The organism is Hanstruepera flava, from assembly GCF_023634025.1.
Classification (GTDB): Bacteria; Bacteroidota; Bacteroidia; order Flavobacteriales; family Flavobacteriaceae; genus Hanstruepera; species Hanstruepera flava.
Genome location: NZ_JALJCW010000003.1, coordinates 314442 through 334763, shown reverse-complemented (window position 1 = coordinate 334763; position 20322 = coordinate 314442). Strand labels below are relative to the sequence as shown.

General features: G+C 36.0%; 17 protein-coding genes. 4 read left to right on the top strand and 13 right to left on the bottom strand.

From position 1 onward, the window contains the following. Nucleotide 1: 1 nt before the first annotated feature. The 10 genes from asnS to MTX13_RS11535 all read right to left on the bottom strand — a co-directional run bounded on the left by asnS (nucleotide 2) and on the right by MTX13_RS11535 (nucleotide 9222). Nucleotides 2-1435 (bottom strand): asparagine--tRNA ligase, encoded by a 1434-nt coding sequence (gene asnS / locus MTX13_RS11580; RefSeq protein ID WP_250435346.1) that lies wholly within the window; start codon nucleotides 1433-1435, stop codon nucleotides 2-4. A gap of 90 nt (nucleotides 1436-1525) precedes the next feature. Beyond that, nucleotides 1526-3931: an efflux RND transporter permease subunit gene (locus MTX13_RS11575; RefSeq protein WP_250435344.1), complete on the bottom strand. Its 2406-nt coding sequence runs from the start codon at nucleotides 3929-3931 to the stop codon at nucleotides 1526-1528. Nucleotides 3932-4050: 119 nt separating this feature from the next. Further along, on the bottom strand, nucleotides 4051-4605 hold the full coding sequence (gene frr, locus MTX13_RS11570; protein WP_250435336.1) for a ribosome recycling factor: 555 nt from the start codon (nucleotides 4603-4605) through the stop codon (nucleotides 4051-4053). A 48-nt stretch (nucleotides 4606-4653) separates the two neighbouring features. Then, nucleotides 4654-5361, bottom strand: coding sequence for a UMP kinase (pyrH, locus tag MTX13_RS11565; protein ID WP_250435334.1), 708 nt, complete (start codon nucleotides 5359-5361; stop codon nucleotides 4654-4656). Between the two features lie 128 nt (nucleotides 5362-5489). Then, nucleotides 5490-6461 carry a translation elongation factor Ts gene (gene tsf / locus MTX13_RS11560; RefSeq protein ID WP_250435333.1) on the bottom strand — a complete coding sequence of 324 codons (972 nt, stop codon included), beginning with the start codon at nucleotides 6459-6461 and terminating at the stop codon, nucleotides 5490-5492. Between the two features lie 86 nt (nucleotides 6462-6547). Then, nucleotides 6548-7324: a 30S ribosomal protein S2 gene (gene rpsB, locus MTX13_RS11555; RefSeq protein WP_250435332.1), complete on the bottom strand. Its 777-nt coding sequence runs from the start codon at nucleotides 7322-7324 to the stop codon at nucleotides 6548-6550. A 208-nt stretch (nucleotides 7325-7532) separates the two neighbouring features. Continuing rightward, a complete protein-coding gene (rpsI, locus tag MTX13_RS11550) occupies nucleotides 7533-7919 on the bottom strand; it encodes a 30S ribosomal protein S9 (RefSeq protein WP_250435330.1) in 387 nt (128 codons plus the stop codon). Then, a complete protein-coding gene (gene rplM, locus MTX13_RS11545; RefSeq protein ID WP_250435328.1) occupies nucleotides 7919-8374 on the bottom strand; it encodes a 50S ribosomal protein L13 in 456 nt (151 codons plus the stop codon). Before rplM ends, rpsI begins: the two co-directional genes overlap by 1 nt. A 127-nt stretch (nucleotides 8375-8501) precedes the next feature. Beyond that, nucleotides 8502-8720, bottom strand: a complete 219-nt coding sequence (locus MTX13_RS11540) for a hypothetical protein (protein WP_250435317.1) — start codon at nucleotides 8718-8720, stop codon at nucleotides 8502-8504. A gap of 10 nt (nucleotides 8721-8730) precedes the next feature. Further along, nucleotides 8731-9222, bottom strand: coding sequence for a DinB family protein (locus MTX13_RS11535; RefSeq protein ID WP_250435314.1), 492 nt, complete (start codon nucleotides 9220-9222; stop codon nucleotides 8731-8733). A 215-nt stretch (nucleotides 9223-9437) separates the two neighbouring features. Here MTX13_RS11535 and MTX13_RS11530 point away from each other — a divergent pair, with 215 nt between their 5' ends. Beyond that, nucleotides 9438-10394: a helix-turn-helix transcriptional regulator gene (locus MTX13_RS11530; protein ID WP_250435303.1), complete on the top strand. Its 957-nt coding sequence runs from the start codon at nucleotides 9438-9440 to the stop codon at nucleotides 10392-10394. Here the strand turns inward: MTX13_RS11530 and polA are convergent. Further along, entirely contained in the window at nucleotides 10391-13237 is a 2847-nt protein-coding gene (gene polA, locus MTX13_RS11525; protein ID WP_250435301.1) for a DNA polymerase I, read from the bottom strand. The genes MTX13_RS11530 and polA overlap by 4 nt on opposite strands. 100 nt (nucleotides 13238-13337) lie before the next feature. On the opposite strand from polA, the gene MTX13_RS11520 reads away from it, so the two are divergent. After that, complete coding sequence (locus tag MTX13_RS11520) at nucleotides 13338-14267, top strand: isoaspartyl peptidase/L-asparaginase family protein (RefSeq protein WP_250435299.1); 930 nt, start codon at nucleotides 13338-13340, stop codon at nucleotides 14265-14267. A gap of 20 nt (nucleotides 14268-14287) precedes the next feature. Here the strand turns inward: MTX13_RS11520 and MTX13_RS11515 are convergent, their stop codons facing one another. After that, entirely contained in the window at nucleotides 14288-15148 is an 861-nt protein-coding gene (locus MTX13_RS11515) for a cyanophycinase (protein WP_250435297.1), read from the bottom strand. Nucleotides 15149-15249: 101 nt separating this feature from the next. On the opposite strand from MTX13_RS11515, the gene cphA reads away from it, so the two are divergent. Beyond that, entirely contained in the window at nucleotides 15250-17889 is a 2640-nt protein-coding gene (cphA, locus tag MTX13_RS11510; protein WP_250435295.1) for a cyanophycin synthetase, read from the top strand. 7 nt (nucleotides 17890-17896) lie between these two features. Further along, entirely contained in the window at nucleotides 17897-19306 is a 1410-nt protein-coding gene (locus MTX13_RS11505; protein ID WP_250435284.1) for an aldehyde dehydrogenase family protein, read from the top strand. Here MTX13_RS11505 and MTX13_RS11500 read toward each other — a convergent pair. Further along, the gene (locus tag MTX13_RS11500; RefSeq protein ID WP_250435283.1) at nucleotides 19303-20313 is read right to left on the bottom strand and encodes an isoaspartyl peptidase/L-asparaginase family protein; all 1011 of its coding nucleotides are present in this window, start codon (nucleotides 20311-20313) and stop codon (nucleotides 19303-19305) included. The genes MTX13_RS11505 and MTX13_RS11500 overlap by 4 nt on opposite strands. Between the last annotated feature and the right edge of the window lie 9 nt (nucleotides 20314-20322).

Here is a 20322-nt window from a genome sequence, read left to right as displayed (position 1 = left end):
GTTAAAAATCAGCATTTTGCGGTGTTCTTGGATATGGAATCACATCACGAATATTACCCATTCCTGTGGCGAACATAACCAAACGCTCAAAGCCTAAACCAAAGCCAGAATGAACAGCGGTTCCATACTTGCGCAAGTCTAAATACCACCATAATTCTTGTTCATCAATATCTAAAGCAGCCATTTTATCTTTTAAAACATCCAAACGTTCTTCACGTTGTGAGCCACCTACCATTTCACCAATTCCTGGGAATAGGATATCCATGGCGCGAACAGTTTTTCCGTCTTCATTTAAACGCATGTAAAACGCTTTAATGTTAGCTGGGTAATCAAATAAAATCACAGGGCACTTAAAGTGTTTCTCAACAAGATAGCGTTCATGCTCACTTTGTAAATCGGCTCCCCATTCTTCAATTATATATTTGAATTTTTTCTTCTTGTTAGGTTTACTATTTCTTAAAATTTCTATCGCTTCAGTATAACTTACACGCTTGAAATTGTTGTCGACAACAAATTTAATTTTTTCAATAAGGCTCATTTCAGAACGCTCGGCTTGAGGTTTAGTTTTTTCCTCGTCCAAAAGACGTTTTTCTAAAAAGGCTAAATCATCTGAATTATGTTCTAATACATACTTTAAAACATACTTCATGAAATCTTCAGCCAAATCCATATTGCCATCCAAATCCATAAATGCTACTTCAGGCTCAATCATCCAAAACTCTGCTAAATGTCGTGATGTGTTTGAGTTTTCGGCTCTAAAAGTAGGTCCAAATGTATAGACTTTACCCAATGACATAGCGTAGGTTTCGGCTTCCAACTGTCCTGAAACTGTTAAGTTGGTTTCCTTTCCAAAAAAGTCTTCTTTATAATTTACTTCACCATCTTCTGTTAAAGGTGGATTTTTAGCATTCAATGCACTTACCCTAAACATTTCACCGGCACCTTCGGCATCGCTACCTGTAATAATTGGCGTATGCATGTAGTAGAAACCATTCTCATTAAAATATTGGTGTATGGCAAACGATAACGAAGAGCGCAGTCGCATAACGGCGCTAAACGTATTGGTTCTTGTACGCAAATGAGCATTTTCTCTTAAAAATTCAAAAGAATGTTTTTTGGGTTGAATAGGGTAGGTTTCAGGATCTGAATCACCTAAAACATCAATTTTAGACACCTGAATTTCTACATTTTGTCCTTTCCCTTGACTTTCGGTTAACTCGCCTATAATATGAACAGCAGCACCGGTTGTGATACGTTTTAAAACCGACTCGTCAAGATTTTCAAAATCTACAACACATTGAATGTTATTTAAAGTAGAGCCATCATTTAAGGCAATAAATCTGTTGGCTCTAAATGTACGAACCCAACCTTTAACTTCTACTTCTTGTAAAACAAGATTCTTCTCAAGCAATTCCGCAACTGTGTACGTTTTCATGTGACTAAAATTTTGATTGCAAATATAAAAAAAGCCTAATGGCTTTCAAGCCTGACCATAATATTTATTCAAGCCAAAAGTATATAATTTTTAGTTGTTTTCAATTATATCATTGTCATCATCATCGTCAGGAATAATATTAATGCTTGGCTCTTTTAATACTTGTTTATTAGCGATACTGCGTTCTAATGACAATAACAAAGAAGGAAGCAATAACAAGTTAGATAACATGGCAAATAACAAGGTGGCAGAAACTAAAGCTCCTAATGCCACTGTGCCGCCAAAACTGGATATTGTAAACACCGAAAAACCGAAAAACAAAACGATGGATGTATAAAACATACTTACACCAGTTTCACGTAAGGCCGCATAAACGGAAACTCTAATTTTCCAATGGTTGGCTTGTAGCTCTTGTCTGTATTTTGCTAGAAAATGAATGGTATCATCAACCGAGATACCAAAGGCAATACTAAATACTAAAATTGTTGAAGGTTTTATAGGAACACCTAAAAACCCCATAAGCCCAGCTGTAATAACCAGCGGAAGTAAGTTTGGGATTAGGGATATAATTATCATTCTAAAGGAACGAAACATATAGGCCATAAATAAGGATATCAAAAATATGGCTAAAGTCAGTGATATAGCTAGGTTTTTAACCAGATATTTGGTCCCTTTTTGAAAAACCAAAGCTTTGCCAGTTATGGTTATGTCGTATTTTTCTTCAGGAAAAACTTTGTCGATTTCGGTCTGTATGTTCTCTTCAATACGCTCCATTTTGTCAGTTCCTACATCCTTCATAAATGTGGTAATTCGGGCATATTGGCCCGTGCTATCAACAAAATCCTTTAACAAGTCAACCTCTGAAGTTGAATTTTTTATGTAAGAAGAGATAAATAAATTTTCCTGACTGGTAGGTAACTGGTAGTATTTTGGGTTGCCATTAGTGTAGGCTTGTTTGGCATATTTCACAAGGCCAACAACAGAAATGGGTTTGGATAACTCTGGAGTTTCTATTATAAGTTCCTCTAACTCATCCATACGTTTTAAAGTTGATAATTTAGTAACGCCCTTTTTACGTTTAGTATCCACTAGAATTTCCAAAGGCATAATACCATTGAACTCTTCTTCAAAAAATCGAATGTCTTCAAAAAAACTAGAGGTTTTAGACATATCCTCAATAAGGCTACCAGAAATTCTAATTTGGTTCATTCCAATCATACTTACCACCAAAAGCACGATTGAAGCAATATAGATGGTAATACGTCTTTGTTTTACCATGCGTTCCATCCAATTGACGAAACCACCTATCCATCGCTTATTTAAATGCTCTAAATGGCGATCTTTTGGAAACGGCAAAAACGTGTATATAATGGGAATAATAAGAAGACATAATATAAATATGGCCAAAATACTTAAGGATGCTACTAAACCAAACTCTTTAAGCAATGTGCTTTCAGTTAGCATAAACGTAGCAAAACCGGAAGCTGTTGTAACATTGGTCATTAATGTGGCATTACCAATTTTTGTAATAACACGTTGTAACGACTTAACTTTATTACCATGAAGTTTTACCTCATGCTGATATTTATTAATTAAGAAAATACAATTTGGTATCCCAATTACTATAATTAATGGCGGAATTAAAGCTGTTAAAACGGTTATCTCATATTCCAATAAACCTATAATGCCAAAGGTCCACATAACACCTAAACACACCACAAACATGGAAATTAATGTAGCCCTAAACGAACGGAAAAAGAAAAAGAAAATAAGAGACGTAACCAATAAGGCAGCACCAATAAAAACACCTATTTCGTCAACAATATTTTGAGCATTTAGGGTTCTTACATACGGCATGCCAGAAGCACGAACATCCAAGTTATAAGTGTTCTCAAATTCTTCAATAAGCGGAATTAAATCATTAAACACAAAGTCTTTACGAACAGCGGTGTTAACAATATCCTTCTTTAGATAAATGGCTGTACGAATGGTTTGTGTCTCTTTGTTAAAGAGAAAATTATCGTAAAACGGATATTTTTCAAATAAGTCTTCCTTAAGTTTTGAAATTTCAGCTGCGCTCGAAACAGAATCGGTTATAAACGACTCCAAAACAAAACGTTCCTTTTCGGTGTCTTTTTTAAGTTTTTTTAAATCTTTTAATGAAATTACGGCTTCAACTTCATCAAATGCTTTGAATTGCTCCGAAAAATTATTCCATGCATTAAGTTTTTCAACCGTAAATAACGACGAATCCTTAACACCTAATACCACTAGGTTGCCTTCTTCGCCAAAGATTTCAAAAAATTCGTTATACGTTACAGTTACAGGATGGTCGTCTGGTAGTAAATTGGCTTCAGTATAGGTGAAACGCATGTTGTCCCATTGTCTGCTAAAAAAAATAGTGGTTATTAAAATAACAACTAGAATACCAATTTTATTTCTTAAAATTAGTCTAGCAACAACGTCCCAAAAATTCTTTGTAAGTAATTTAAACATAAGGTTTCAAACGAACGGCAAAGGTAGCAAAAACCTATGTATTTGTTGAATGCTTAATAGATAATATATACGATGAGAATATAAAAAAAGCAACTTCTAAAAAAAGTTGCTTTTAAAAATTATACGGTCATAATTTCCTTTTCCTTGTTCTCGAAAATATGATCAATTTTTTCAACATATTTATCGGTCATTGTTTGAACATCTATTTCTGCATTTCCTTTTAGATCTTCTGAAGCGTCTTCTAGTTTTTTAATTTCATGATTAGCCTCTTTTCTAGCATTTCTAACACCAACTTTAGCATCTTCGGCTTCGGCTTTTGCTTGCTTGGCTAGAGAAGATCTGCGCTCCTCTGTTAAAGGCGGAACATTTATAATTATAGATTCACCATTATTCATAGGGTTGAATCCTAAATTAGCATGCATAATGCCTCGTTCAATTTCTTGAAGCATGGCTTTTTCCCAAGGCTGTACAGTAATAGTTCTACCGTCAGGAGTGTTTACATTGGCAACTTGGTTTAATGGTGTTTGAGAACCGTAATAGTCAACCATAACGCTTCCCAACATAGCTGGACTTGCCTTACCAGCTCGTATATTGACCAATTGTTTTTCTAAATGCTTAATAGCAGCATCCATGGCTTCTTTAGCAGTGTCTAATATAAATTGTATGTCTTCCATTTCTTAAAAATTAAATTTAAAATAACGTACTCAAAAAATACGCCACAATTATAAATTAACTTTGGTTCCTATGTTTTCTCCAGATACGACTTTAAGCAAATTCCCTTTTTTATTCATATCAAAAACAATAATGGGTAATTCGTTTTCTTGACTTAAGGTAAAAGCAGTCGTATCCATAACTTTTAAACCTTTGCGCAGCACATCATCAAAGGTTATGTGGTCAAATTTAATAGCGTTGGCATCTTTTTCAGGATCTGATGTATAAATGCCATCAACACGAGTGCCTTTTAAAATAACATCAGCTTCAATTTCTATGGCACGCAATACAGCAGCTGAATCGGTTGTAAAATATGGATTACCAGTTCCTCCTCCAAATATTACCACACGGCCTTTTTCTAAATGGCGCATAGCCTTTCTACGTATAAAGGGTTCGGCAACTTCATTAATTTTTATGGCTGTCTGTAATCGGGTTGGTACACCTGCATTTTCCAATGCACTTTGCAAAGCCAAACCATTTATTACAGTTGCTAGCATACCCATGTGATCTCCTTGAACACGATCCATACCATTGCTCGCACCAGCAACACCTCTAAAAATATTACCACCACCGATTACAATGGCAACTTCTACGCCTTGATCTGTTATGGTTTTAATATCATTTGCATATTCAGCTAAACGGTCAGGATCTATACCATATTGGCGATTTCCCATTAAGGCTTCTCCTGAAAGTTTTAAGAGTATTCTTTTGTATTTCATGGTTACTTTTGAGCGTTTAGCAAAACTACACAATTTTTTTGTTTTTGAATTGAGATTTTTTAAACGGAATTGCAATAAAAAAGCCTCCCAATTTCATGAGAGGCTTTAGTAAATTATATGATAAATAATTATCCTACTGTAGCACGTTTGAACCCAGTAATTTCAACATTACCATAAGATGCAACATATTGCGCAACAGTTTGCTTTTCATCTTTAATGAACTTTTGGTCTAAAAGACATTGCTCTTGGTCTAATGTCGTGTTATCAGAAATATAACGCTCCATTTTACCAGGAAGAATTCTATCCCAAATTTGTTCTGGCTTACCTTCAGCTTTTAACTCGGCTTTAGCAGCTTCTTCAGCTTGTGCTAAAACTTCAGGAGTTAATTGTGCCATAGAAATATATTGCGGTACATTTTTTAGGGTTTTTCCTAAACGACCTAATTCGATATTTTCTTTTTCAATAACGGCAATTCTTGCTTCAGTTTCTGCTGCAATGTAAGCAGGATCAAAATCTTTGTATGATAATGAAGTTGCTCCCATTGATGCAACTTGCATAGCGACATCTTTAACTAAAGTTTCAGCATTATCAACTTTTGAAGATAAACCAACTAAAGCAGCAATTTTGTTGATGTGAACGTACTGTCCAACATAAGGTGCTTCTAATTTTTCAAAAGCTGTAATGTCTAACTTTTCTCCAATTACGCCAGTTTGTTCAGTTAATTTTTCAGCAACGGTCATGCCACCGAAATCTGCTGCTAAAAATTCTTCTTTAGAGTTGTAATTTAATGCAGCTTCGGCTAAATCGTTAGCTAATGCCACAAAGTTTTCGTTTTTACCAACGAAATCTGTTTCACAACCTAAAACGATAGCAACACCAGCTGTGTTGTCATCGTTAATTTTAGCAATTGCAGCACCTTCAGATGAGTCTCTATCTGCTCTTTTTTCAGCTACTTTCTGACCCTTCTTACGAAGTACTTCAATAGCTTTGTCAAAATCACCTTCAGCTTCAACTAAAGCTTTTTTACAGTCCATCATTCCGGCTCCTGTAGCTTGTCTTAATTTATTTACTTCTGCTGCTGTTATTTTTATAGCTTCCATAATATTTTTTAATTTAAAAAAGTCGTATAATGTTATTTCTTTAGGAAGAAACGTATTAAACGACTTTAATAGTTTTGTTTATTTGTTTATTCTTCCTCTTCTGTTGCAGCAACTGCTTTTTTAGCAGCAGCTTTTGCTTTAGGTGCAGCTTTTTCAGCTTTAGCACCATCTTTTTCAGCTTTGCGTTCAGATAATCCTTGAGCGATTGAATCTGCAACGTATGATAATACTTTGTCTATTGATTTAGAAGCATCGTCGTTTGCTGGAATAACAAAATCAACTTGACGTGGGTCAGAGTTTGTGTCAACCATTGCAAAGATTGGAATGTTTAATTTTTGAGCTTCTTTAATTGCAATATGCTCACGCTTGATATCAACAACAAATAGAGCACCTGGTAAACGTGTCATATCTGAAATAGAACCTAAATTCTTTTCTAATTTTGCACGTTGACGATCTACTTGTAAACGCTCTTTTTTAGATAAAGAATTAAACGTACCATCTTTTTTCATTCTATCAATAGCAGCCATTTTCTTAACGGCTTTTCTAATAGTAACAAAGTTGGTTAACATACCACCTGGCCATCTTTCTGTGATGTATGGCATGTTGATAGCGCCAGCTTTTTCTGCAACGATATCTTTTGCTTGTTTTTTAGTAGCTACAAATAAAATTTTACGACCTGAAGCTGCAATTTTACTTAATGCTGCTCCAGCCTCTTCCATTTTAGCTGCTGTTTTGTAAAGGTTAATAATATGGATGCCGTTACGCTCCATATAAACGTAAGGAGCCATGTTTGGGTCCCACTTACGTGTCAAGTGTCCGAAGTGTACACCTGCTTCTAGTAGTTCTTTTACTTCTACTGCCATTTTTGTAATAGTTTACGTTCTGTTGAATTAGCAATGATTAAGTGGTCTTTATTTTAAATCGCCTTAACCATTTAGATGCTAAACTAAATCCTGACTTCCGATAACTTTCGGAATGTCATGGACAACAATAACTGGGTTAAAAAATTGTTTTAAGTTCAACTTAATTGGAAAGCTTTTAATAAGATTCCCAATCAAGTTGAGGATAATATTAACGTTTAGAGAACTGGAATTTCTTACGCGCTTTCTTCTGACCGAATTTCTTACGCTCAACCATTCTTGGATCTCTTGTTAATAAACCTTCTGGTTTTAAAATTGATCTGTTTTCTGCATCAACTTCGCACATAGCACGAGATAATGCCAAACGGATAGCTTCAGCTTGACCTGTAATGCCACCTCCATATACATTTACTGTAATATCAAAGTTGCTATCATTGTTAGTCATAGCTAAAGGTTGGTTTACTTTGTACTGCAATGTTGCAGTAGGAAAATAAACCGCCATGTCTTTTTTGTTCACCGTAATGTTACCTTTTCCTTTGGCAACGTATACACGAGCAACAGCCGTCTTTCTACGGCCAATTTTGTGAATTACTTCCATTAATTAAATTCGTTTAAATTAATTGTTTTTGGCTTTTGCGCTTCATGAGCATGTTCTGAACCAACAACAACGTTAAGGTTACGGAATAGATCTGCACCTAATTTGTTTTTAGGTAACATTCCTTTAACTGATTTTTCTACTAATCTTGCTGGGTCTTTTCCAAACAATTCAGTAGCAGATAAACTTCTTTGACCACCTGGATAACCTGTGTGACGGATATAAGATTTATCTGTCCATTTGTTTCCAGTTAAGTTGATTTTCTCGGCATTGATAACAATTACGTTATCGCCACAATCAACATGAGGTGTGAAGTTTGGCTTGTGTTTACCTCTTAAAAGTTTTGCAACTTTAGAAGCTAAACGACCAAGCGTCTGACCTTCAGCATCAACCAAAACCCACTCTTTATTAACAGTAGCTTTGTTTGCTGAAATCGTTTTGTAGCTTAATGTGTCCACACGTATTAATTTTTTCTTATTAAACATTCCTCTCCCAAAAAGAGTTTGCAAATTTACGATTATATATTTGATTACCAAATAGTCTAAGGCTATTTTTTGTTAGCTGTTTATAAGGCCTTATAATATATTATTGTAACTCTTCACAATAAAAGCCTAAATGATGGAATAATGATGCGATAGAAATGGCTTTTGCGTTTTGGGTTTCAACCCGAAGGATATTGTCGCAATCCTCCAGGTCAAAATTCCAATAATCGGTTTTGGTCAACAGTTTATTTAAAAAAGGCTTTACAAAACGGACTTCTCTTTTTTTTGTAATGGATGTCTTAAATACCAAAACTGTTTTCATTTTAGTTTGATTAACGTTCATAAAAATATGGAGGTTCAATACCTAAAGCGCGCAAATATACATACGCTTGTCCGCGATGATGGATTTCATTATCAATAAAATAAAAGATTGATGACCAAACCGTACCTTCATATTGACCAAAGATCTTAATGTTTTGTTGAAACTGCTCTGGTTTTATCTTTGCCCAATAGGTGTTTATTTCATCAGTAGCTTCATCCCAAAATTCAAGAATTTTTGCTTTTTTGTTGTCATGGTCTACTTGTTCAATTAATTTCTGAATTTCTCCACTAGCAATTTCTTTAATACCTGGACTAGCTATACCTAAAAGTTCCATTACCATATCGGCAAAAGAGCGCATGCTTCCTATAGAGTAATTAAAAAAATCTTCTTCTGGAAAAGCTTCAATAGTTCTTCGGGTTAAACCTCTATGCCCTTGCCAATGTGCTAATAATTGAGAGGGAGTAATTACTTGTTCTAATAATGCGTTTGTTGTTGATTCCATAATTGTAATTTTTATTATTTGAAACCAAAATTAATATGTGGTGGTGACAGCTTTATGTCAGTAGTAAAAAAGAAAAAATTAAAAATGACTATTGACAAGCGGTTGTCACTTGCTGTACGTTTATTTGTATTTAAAGTATAGTTATTATGTTGAAGCTAAAATTCGAAAAATACTTCAGCCTGAAATCATATCTTTGGGAAATATGTTATAGCATTATGAGTTTAGACACGGTAAAACGTTTTGATAGAATTGTAGCCATTCTTATTCAGTTACAATCTAAACGTATTGTAAAGGCAAAAGAATTAGCCGATAGATTTGAGGTGAGCCTACGTACCATTTATCGTGATATACGAACTCTTGAGGCTTCCGGTGTACCAATTATAAGTGAGGCAGGTGTGGGCTATTCAATTATGGAGGGATACCGTTTGCATCCTGTTATGTTTACTAGAGAGGAGGTAGGGAGTTTTGTGGCTGCCGAAAAACTAATGCAGAAGTTTGTAGATAAATCATTAGGGAATTACTACGAGTCTGCTATGATGAAGCTAAAATCAGTGTTGCGAGGTCGTGAAAAAGATTGGATTTCCGCTTTAGAATCACAAATATTAGTTGATCCTGCGCATAAATTATTTAATGATAGCTTACCAAACGCACTTGAAACCTTGTTTGAATGTATTGCAGAGAAAAGACAGGTGTTTTTAAAATACCAAGCGTTGAATAGAGAAACACCTACTGAACGTTTTGTGGAACCTGTGGGTATTTATCACGAATCAGGATTTTGGTATGTATTAGCTTTTTGTAATTTAAGAAGTGATTACAGACAATTTAGAACCGATAGAATGCTAGCTATAAAATCTACTCAACATAGTTTTACTAGAGAACACATTACGTTAGATGAATATCGTAGTCAGTATGAAAATACACCAAAAACAAAAGTTATTATTTCTGTTGAAAAAAGTGTCGTAAGGTATATAAACAATAGTAAAATGCAATATGGTTTTGTCTCTGAAAAAGTAAAAGGAAATCAAGTAGAAATGACATTCATGACATCTTATGTTGAGCATGGCTTTTCAAGATGGTACATCGTGTTTTCCGATTATGCTAAAATAATTGAACCTGAAAGTTTAAAACTTCAGATAAAAGATATTTTAGAAAAGGCAATTACAAAACTTTAATGCGCTTCTAACCAATTATCACCAATATCCAAGTCAACATCCAAAGGCACGGATAATTTATAAGCATTTTCCATTTCGGTTTTAATAAGTGTTTTAATGGTATCCAGTTCAGGTTTGTACACATCAAAAACCAATTCGTCATGTACTTGTAACAACATTTTGGTTTTAAAATTCCCTTCAGTTAATTTCTTATGAATATTAATCATAGCTATTTTAATGATATCTGCTGCACTACCTTGTATTGGTGCATTTACGGCGTTGCGTTCAGCAGCACCACGAACTACTGCATTTCTAGAATTAATATCCTTTAAATAGCGACGACGACCCAAAACAGTTTGTACATAACCATGGTCTCTGGCAAAATCTACTTGCTTACTGATGTAGTTTTTAAGCTTCGGATAGGTTTCGTAATAAGTGTCTATCAACTCTTTGGATTCACTTCGTGATAAATTGGTCTGATTACTCAACCCAAAAGCTGATACACCATAAATAATTCCGAAGTTAACCGTTTTAGCATTGCTGCGTTGTTCGCGAGTCACTTCAGTAAGCGGCACATTAAATACTTTTGAAGCAGTTGAAGCATGAATGTCTTCACCATTTTTAAAGGCTTCAATCATCGTTTCTTCTTCACTCAAAGCAGCAATAATGCGGAGTTCTATTTGAGAATAATCGGCAGCTAGTAGGGTGTAATCTTCGTTTCGTGGAATAAAGGCTTTCCGTACTTGACGACCGCGTTCGGTACGAATGGGAATATTCTGTAAATTCGGATTGTTACTACTCAATCTACCAGTAGCTGCAACCGTTTGCATATAGTCTGTATGTACACGTCCGGTTGTTGGTTCAACCTGTAGAGGCAGTGCATCTACATAGGTGCTTTTTAGCTTCGATAAGCCTCTAAAATCTAAAATATTCTGAATAATTTCATGATCTTTTGCCAAATAGCTCAAGACGTCTTCAGCCGTTGAATATTGTCCTGTTTTGGTCTTTTTAGGCTTATCAACCAGTTTCATTTTTTCAAACAAAATAACACCCAATTGTTTAGGTGATGCAATATTGAATTCTTCACCAGCTGCTTGATAGATACTTTTTTCTAGAGCAGCAATATCATTGGTTAATGCCTCCGAAAGCGAACCTAAAAAGTCTTTATCCAGATTAATGCCTTCCAATTCCATAGAAGCCAAAACGCGCAAAAGCGGAATTTCAATCTCATCAAACAATTTTTGAGTATTGGCCTCACCTAATTCATTTTGAAAATGTTCTTTTAATTGCAGGGTAATATCGGCATCTTCTACAGCATATTCAGTCTGTTTATCCAAAGGAACGTCACGCATAGACAATTGGTTTTTACCTTTCTTGCCAATTAGTGTTTCAATAGAGATAGGCGTGTAATTCAAATAGGTTTCTGCCAGTACATCCATATTATGACGCATATCAGGGTTGATTAAATAATGTGCTAACATCGTGTCAAATAGTTTGCCTTTAACCTGAAGGTTGTATTTAGCCAAAACCTTAATATCGTATTTTAAATTCTGACCAATTTTCTCAATATTTTCATTTTCAAAAAACGGGCGCAATTGCTCTATGAGTTCTTGAGCTTGTGTTTTGTCTTCAGGAAAAGGCACATAAAAACCTTTGCCGGCTTCCCATGAAAAGGCAATACCAACCAATTCGGCTTCAATGGGATTGATGCTTGTTGTTTCGGTATCAAAACAGACACTGGTTTGACTCATTAAATTTTTAATGAACAACTTGGTAGCCATACCCGTTGCGACACTTTGATAGAAATGACTTGCGGTTTCAGCAGTTTTTCTGGTGTAAGAAGTTGTAGTGTCCGTTGGTGTATCACCATCTGAATTAAACAGTGAAAATTGTCCAGCTCCAGCCGTCGATTTAGCTTTTGGCTTGGGTTTTTCCTCTGTTTTGGCTACTTCGGGAGCAGTTGTGGTAACAGCTCCTTCGGTTGCGAAGGTTTTAAGGAAATTCTCGGTTAGACGTCTAAACTCAAGCTCCTGAAATATTTCTTTTACTTTCTCTATGTCTGGTGTGTTTAGTTCAAAGTCTTTTTCATCGAATACCACAGGAACATCCAACATGATAGTCGCTAATTTTTTGGACAGAAGACCGAGTTCTTGGTTAGCCTCTACCTTTTCCTTCATTTTACCTTTTAGTTCGTGGACGTTTTCAAACAAGCCTTCAATACTGCCATAAGCCTGAATAAACTTTTTGGCGGTTTTTTCACCTACACCAGGTAATCCGGGAATGTTATCACTGGAATCACCCATCATGCCTAAAAAGTCGATAACTTGCTCTGGTCTTTCGACTTCAAATTTTTTCTTGACTTCTTCAATGCCCCAAGTTTCATAACCACCACCAAAGGATTTAGGTCGGTACATAAACACATTTTCTGTCACCAATTGCGCAAAGTCTTTATCTGGTGTGACCATAAACGTTTGATATCCTTGCTTTTCTGCTTGTACTGATAAAGTTCCTATAACATCATCCGCTTCATAACCTTCCTTTACCATAATAGGTATGTGCATAGCTTTCAAAATTTCTTGAATGTAAGGAACGGCTACTTTAATAGCTTCTGGAGTTTCGTCACGATTGGCTTTATAGGCCTCGAACATTTCCAATCGATCGGTACTACCACCTTTGTCAAAACAGACGGCTAAATGATCCGGTCTTTCACGCTTAATGACGTCTAATAATGAATTCATAAAGCCCATAATGGCCGATGTGTCAATGCCTTTACTGTTTATTCTTGGATTTTTAATAAAAGCGTAATAACCTCTGAAAATAAGAGCGTAGGCATCAACAAGAAAAAGGCGTTTTTGTTCAGACATAGAATTGTTTTTGTAAGAATCTCAAAGCTACAAAAAGTTATGCTTTCATGAATGCGAATTGGTTTGCAATTTGTAATTTCACAACCACAAAAAATTACAGATGGGAACATTTTCAATAGCCATACATGGCGGAGCAGGAACTTTGGTGAAGGGGATGATGACACCAGAGCTGGAAACTAAATACAGAGAAGCTTTAAAACAAGCATTAGATACTGGTTATAATATTTTGCAAAACGGTGGAACAGCCATTGATGCTGTTGAAATAGCGGTTAAACACCTAGAGGATTCACCATTGTTCAATGCAGGAAGGGGTAGTGTCTTTACAGCCGAAGAAACTCACGAAATGGATGCTTCAATAATGGATGGCCAGACTCTAAATGCAGGAGCTGTTAGTTTGATAACAGGTATTAAAAATCCAATTAGTTTAGCACGTGATGTGATGGAAAAAAGTGAGCATGTGTTTTTAGCTGGTGAAGGCGCTATGACATTTGCTAAAGAGCTAAATTATATATTGGAAGATGCTAATTATTTTTATGATGATTTACGACACAAGCAATGGTTAGAAATAAAAGATACTGATAGCTTTCAACTCGATCATTCATTAAAAAAAGATTCGAAATTTGGAACTGTTGGAGCGGTAGCATGCGACCAAGAAGGAAATATCGCAGCAGCCACATCCACAGGTGGTATGACCAATAAAAAATGGGGCCGTGTTGGAGACAGCCCAATGATTGGTGCAGGTAATTATGCCAATAACAAAACATGTGCTGTAAGTTGTACTGGTAGTGGTGAGTTTTTTATTAGAGGTGTAGTAGCTTATGATGTGTCTTGTTTAATGGAGCATAGAGGAATGTCATTAGAGGATGCCTCAAACGAAGTCATAAATAAGCGGATTCTTGAAATTGGAGGTGATGGTGGTTTAATAGCTGTAGATTCTAAAGGAAACATAGCCATGCCTTTTAATACAGAAGGGATGTATCGCGCTAGTAAATCTTCTTCTGGTGTTGAAGAAGTATCTATATATAAATAAAATTTCTGTAAAGTAGAAAGCTAAATAAATGGTTCTGCAACAGGTAAGACTTTAACTTTTTTCTTTTTTACATTAAATCGGTCACCATTAGCCAAAACATGTGTCTTTAAATTAGTTAGAGACATAGGCGTACCTCCTTTTAGGATTTTTTCGTTATTGTGTTTCAATTTTCTTGGGTCAAAAACGATAACCATTCCAGAACCAATAACACGAACAACATTATTTTTAATGATTAAACCTGTGTCCTCGGCTAATCCAATCCCAATCAATTTAGGATATTTGGCAACAGCTTCAGCCAAACGCCCAAAACGGCCTCTACGAATAAAATGTGTGTCTATAGTTAATTGCGGAATTAAACCAAGTCCATTACTCATTTTTACAGCGCCTTTTACAAAAGCTTCGGAAGCGCTACCGCCAGCAATCATTTCTTTTGCCATAGCCATGGCACCAGCGCTTGTTCCAGCAATTACAAAACCTTTTTCGTTTTTAAAACGATCCAACATAATATTGTGAATGGTTGAACCACCTATTTTTTTAGTGATTTTAGATTGGTCGCCTCCAGAAAACATGATGCAATTTGCTGATTTTATTGATGCAATAGCTTCAGGCTTTTCAGCATCTTTTTGATTTCTAATATCTAAAACAGTTACGTTATCACAACCCAGTGTTTTAAAAGCTTCAATGTAATTTTTGCCAACCTCAATAGGAATACTTGACGCAGTAGGAATAACGACAATGTTTGCATCTACACCTCCAGCTTCACGGACCACATGCGATAGAATGCCTTCCTCAATATAATCAACTTTGTTATAATCATCTTCACTATATCCTTTGTCTTCATTTCCTCCAATTGGAATTAGTGTCCCCTTTATTAACTTCATCTAATCACGTTCAAAATTATTGGGCAAAAATAAACTAATTTTTTATTAGAAAAATGTATATATTTATAATCTTTCACTAAAAAATTAACAAGTCTAGCCACATGAGAATACGAGAAATAAATGCCATGAGAGGACCAAATTACTGGTCTGTACGTCGTCATAAATTAATAGTAATGGTTCTTGATCTTGAAGAAATGGAAGAGAGGCCTTCTAATACTATTGATGGATTTTACGAACGACTCACCACCATGTTCCCAACCATGTATGAGCATCGTTGTTCAGTTGGTGAACCAGGAGGCTTTTTTCAACGCGTAGAAGAAGGGACTTGGATGGGTCACATTATTGAGCATATTGCTTTGGAAATACAGACCTTGGCAGGCATGGACGTTGGATTTGGTCGTACACGTGGATATGGCGAAGAAGGTGTTTATAGCGTGGTATTTGCTTATATGGAGGAATCGGTTGGACGTTATGCCGCAAAGGCAGCTGTTAGAATATGCGAAGCATTGATTGAAGGCGAAGATTATGATATGACTGATGATATTCAGAAAATGCGTGAATTACGTGAGGATGATCGTCTAGGACCTAGTACAGGTTCTATTGTTGAAGAAGCTGAAGCAAGAGGCATTCCTTGGATCCGTTTAAATAAATATTCTCTGTGCCAATTGGGTTACGGAGCGAATCAAAAACGTATCCAAGCGACAGTGACTAGTGAAACCAGTAGTATAGGAGTTGAGTTGGCTTGTGATAAAGAGGATACCAAATATTTATTGGAACAAGCTGAAGTTGAAGTGCCACGTGGCGATATTATTCGTAGGGAACGTAGCCTAGAAGAAGCCTGTGACTATGTAGGATTTCCATTGGTTATAAAACCTATTGATGGCAATCATGGTCGTGGTATTACTGTGAATATTCAAAGCTACGAGGAAGCTCTAGAAGCGTTTAGGCAAGCCAAAGAAAGTTCTAGAAGCGGAGCGATAATAGTTGAAAAATTTATTGTGGGTGAAGATTATAGATTGTTGGTTATCAATAATAAATTGGTTGCAGCAGCCAAGCGAACACCTGCTCATGTGACAGGTGATGGCAAGTCTACCGTCCAGGAATTGATAGATGAGGTTAATAAAGATCCGCGTCGTGGTTATGGACATGAGAATGTACTTACTCAAATTACGGTTAATGATTTGACCAAAACCATTATCAAGGATGCTGGTTATAGTTTAGATTCTGTGATAGCTAAAGGTGAACGATTAATTCTGAAAGACACGGCCAATTTGAGTACAGGCGGAACAGCTGAAGATGTTACCGACATTGTGCATCCTGCCAATGTAAGTATGGCAGAGCGTATTTCAAAAATCATTGATTTGGATATATGTGGTATTGATATTATGACGACTGATATATCGCAACCGCTATCGGAAACTGGTGGAGCCGTTTTAGAGGTTAATGCAGGACCTGGATTTAGAATGCACTTGGCTCCAACATCTGGTTTGCCTCGAAATGTTGCGGCACCTGTGATTGACAAATTATTTCCTCAAAAAGGCGACACAGGACGCATTCCTATTGTTGCCATTACTGGAACAAATGGGAAAACTACAACCTCACGTTTAATGGCACACATTGCCAAAATGAAAGGATACAGAGTGGGCTACACCACAAGTGATGGTGTTTATATTCAAAACCGTTTGTTGATGAAAGGCGATTGTACTGGTCCAGCGAGTGCAGAATTTGTTTTAAAAGATCCAACCGTCAATTTCGCTGTTTTGGAATGTGCAAGAGGAGGTTTATTACGTGCTGGTTTGGGCTTTAAAAAATGTGATGTAGGAATTGTGACCAACGTAGCTGCAGACCATTTGGGATTAAAAGGGATTCATACCATTGAACAGTTGGCAAAAGTTAAAGGCGTAATTCCTGAAACTGTTTTACCAGATGGTTATGCTATTTTAAATGCCGATGATGATTTGGTTTACGATATGCGTCGTTCGGTGGAGTGTAACGTGGCCTTGTTCTCAATGGACGAAAACAATCCAAGAGTAAAAGCTTTACAACGATTAAATGGAATTACAGCTGTTTATGAAAATGGTTATGTCACTATTTGCAGGGGTGTTTGGAAAATGCGTATTATGAGAGCCGAAAATATTCCATTGACTTATGGAGGTAAAGCTTCCTTTATGATTCAAAATGTACTAGCTGCAGTTTTGGCAGCGCATGTACAAGGAATCAGCATTGAAGATATTAAAGCTGCTTTGGAAACTTTTATTCCTTCTGCTTCGCAAACACCAGGGCGATTGAATTTATTCGAATTTAAAGATTTCACCATTCTTCTTGATTATGCGCACAATCCAGCTGGTATGCTAGCATTAAAGAAATTTACTGATGAATTAGAGGCTACGGTTAAGGTGGGTATTATTGCTGGTGTAGGTGATAGGCGTGATGAGGATACTAATCAAGTCGGGAGTATCGCTGCAGAAATGTTTGATGAAATCATTATCCGTCAGGACAAACGATTAAGAGGACGTACAGAAGAGGAACTTATTAAACTCTTGAACGATGGTATTCAAATGAAAGACCCTAATAAGAAAACTACCATTATTCCTTCAGAAAGAGAGGCTATAACCCATGCGGTAAAAAATGCAGAAAAAGGGTCGTTAATTATTTTATGTAGTGATGTCATCCCTGATGCTTTAGAGTTGGTAAAGAAATTTAAAGAACAAGATTTAAAAGGCGAGCCATTTATGGCCTAATGATTTTATGAGCTATTCTGAAAATAAGTTTGCAAGTTTATTTGATAAACAAAAAGCAAACCAATTCAATATTGGCAATACAACTTATAAGGAACGCATAAAAAAACTTAAGAAACTCAAACATGCGTTAGAGTATACTTACAAGCAAGATATTCGAGATGCACTTTATGCTGATTTTAAAAAACCTCAATTGGAAGTTGATTTAACTGAAATTTATCCTGTAATAGATGAGATAAAATATGTTTCTAGTCAGTTAAAATCTTGGTTAAAAAAAGAGCAGGTAGACACACCATTGGCCATGTTGGGAAGCAGTTCTTATATTATCAACGAACCTAAAGGTGTATGTTTGATTATTTCGCCTTGGAACTATCCTATAAACTTAACATTTGGGCCGTTGGTATCTGCAATTGCTGGAGGTAACACAGTTATCTTGAAGCCTTCGGAAATGACACAAAATACTTCTAGCTTGATGGCTAGAATAGTATCTGATTTGTTTGATGAAAACGAAATAGCGTTAGTTGAAGGTGAAGTGGAAACGTCACAAGCTTTATTGGAATTACCATTCAATCATATTTTCTTCACAGGTTCTCCAGCAGTAGGTAAAATTGTGATGAAGGCAGCTTCAAAGCATCTCACTTCGGTGACTTTGGAATTAGGAGGGAAGTCCCCAACAATTATTGATGATTCTGTTGATATTGATAGAGTTGTAGGTAAATTAATCTTTGGAAAATTTATGAACGCAGGACAAACCTGTATAGCACCAGATTATGTGCTGATTGATGAACGTATGAAAGATTCATTTATATCGAGTTTCAAAAAACAGATAACCACATTTTATTCTGAAAAACCAGAGTCCTCCAAAGCGTTGAGTAGAATTGTAAACAAAAAGCATTTCAGTCGCCTGAACGAAGGACTGGAAGAGGCAAAAACCAAAAACGCCAGAATAGACTCGGGAGGTCAGTCAAATGATGAAGACAATTATATAGAACCAACGTTGATTTCAGATTTGAATGAGGATAGTAAACTCATGAATGAAGAAATCTTTGGTCCAATCTTACCTTTGAAAACGTATAAGACACTTGAAGGAGCTGTAGACTACATTAATTCAAAAGAAAAGCCTTTGGCCTTGTATATATATAGCAAGAAGAAAAAGAATATCAATTATATTTTAGACAACACACGTGCTGGAGGAACCTGCATCAATCATAATTTATTACAATACTTAAATCATAATTTACCATTTGGCGGCTCTAACAATAGCGGCATTGGGAAATCCCATGGCTATTTTGGTTTTTTGGAGTTTACCAACCAACGATCGCTATTAAAACAACATACCTTTGGGGCAGTTGATTTATTAAAACCGCCATATAGTAATTGGAAACAAAAAATAGTGGATTTGACTATAAAATGGTTTTAAGATTTATTAAAAAAATCTGACTGAATTTGCTCATTCACACCATCTTGATATTTAGTCATACTAAACCATTGGTGAATGGAATAGCTTCCCGTTTCTCCCTTTTTGTTAACAGCGATATAGCCAACTTGAAAGTTTTTGTAATCACTATTAGGTTTATTTACTATTCTGCCAATGGCTTCTTCACAAGCTTCTTGAGGGCTTTTACCTTGACGCATCAATTCTACCACTAAAAAGCTACCCACAGTTTTTACTACTTCTTCGCCCAATCCAGTAGCAACACAAGCACCTATTTCGTTATCGACAAATAGACCAGACCCAATTATTGGCGAATCTCCAACACGACCTGCCATTTTATAGGCCAAACCACTCGTTGTACAAGCTCCGGAAATATCACCATTTTTATCAATGGCAAGCATGCCAATGGTATCGTGGTTTTCAATATTGATGATGGGTTTATATTTAGATTCTACTTTCCATTCTTCCCATGCTTTTTTTGAAGCTTCCGTTAATAAATTTTCCTTTTTGAACCCTTGCTCTAAAGCAAACTGTTCAGCTCCTTTTCCAGCAAGCATCACATGCGGTGTATCTTCCATAACTTTTCGGGCTACTGAAACGGCATGGGTTATGTTTTGCAAATAAACTACAGAGCCACAATTACCATGTTTATCCATAATACAAGCGTCTAAAGTCACATTGCCCTCACGATCTGGTAAACCACCTTTCCCAACTGATTGCCCTTTTTCGTTAGCTTCTTCCACCATACAACCTTGTTCAACGGCATCTAAAGCAGTTCCTCCTGCTTGTAAAATTTCCATGGCTTTAGCAGTAGCATCAATAACATGCCAAGTCGCAATTACTAATGGTAATGATACTTTTGAATTAGCAACAGGTGTTATGGTTTCTTTTTTTTTGTTTTTATCATTTTCAGCACAACTTAATAGCGTACTGCCAACTGCAACACTTGCACCTGATAATGCTGCATTTTTAATAAAGTTTCTTCGTTTCATAAGACTATT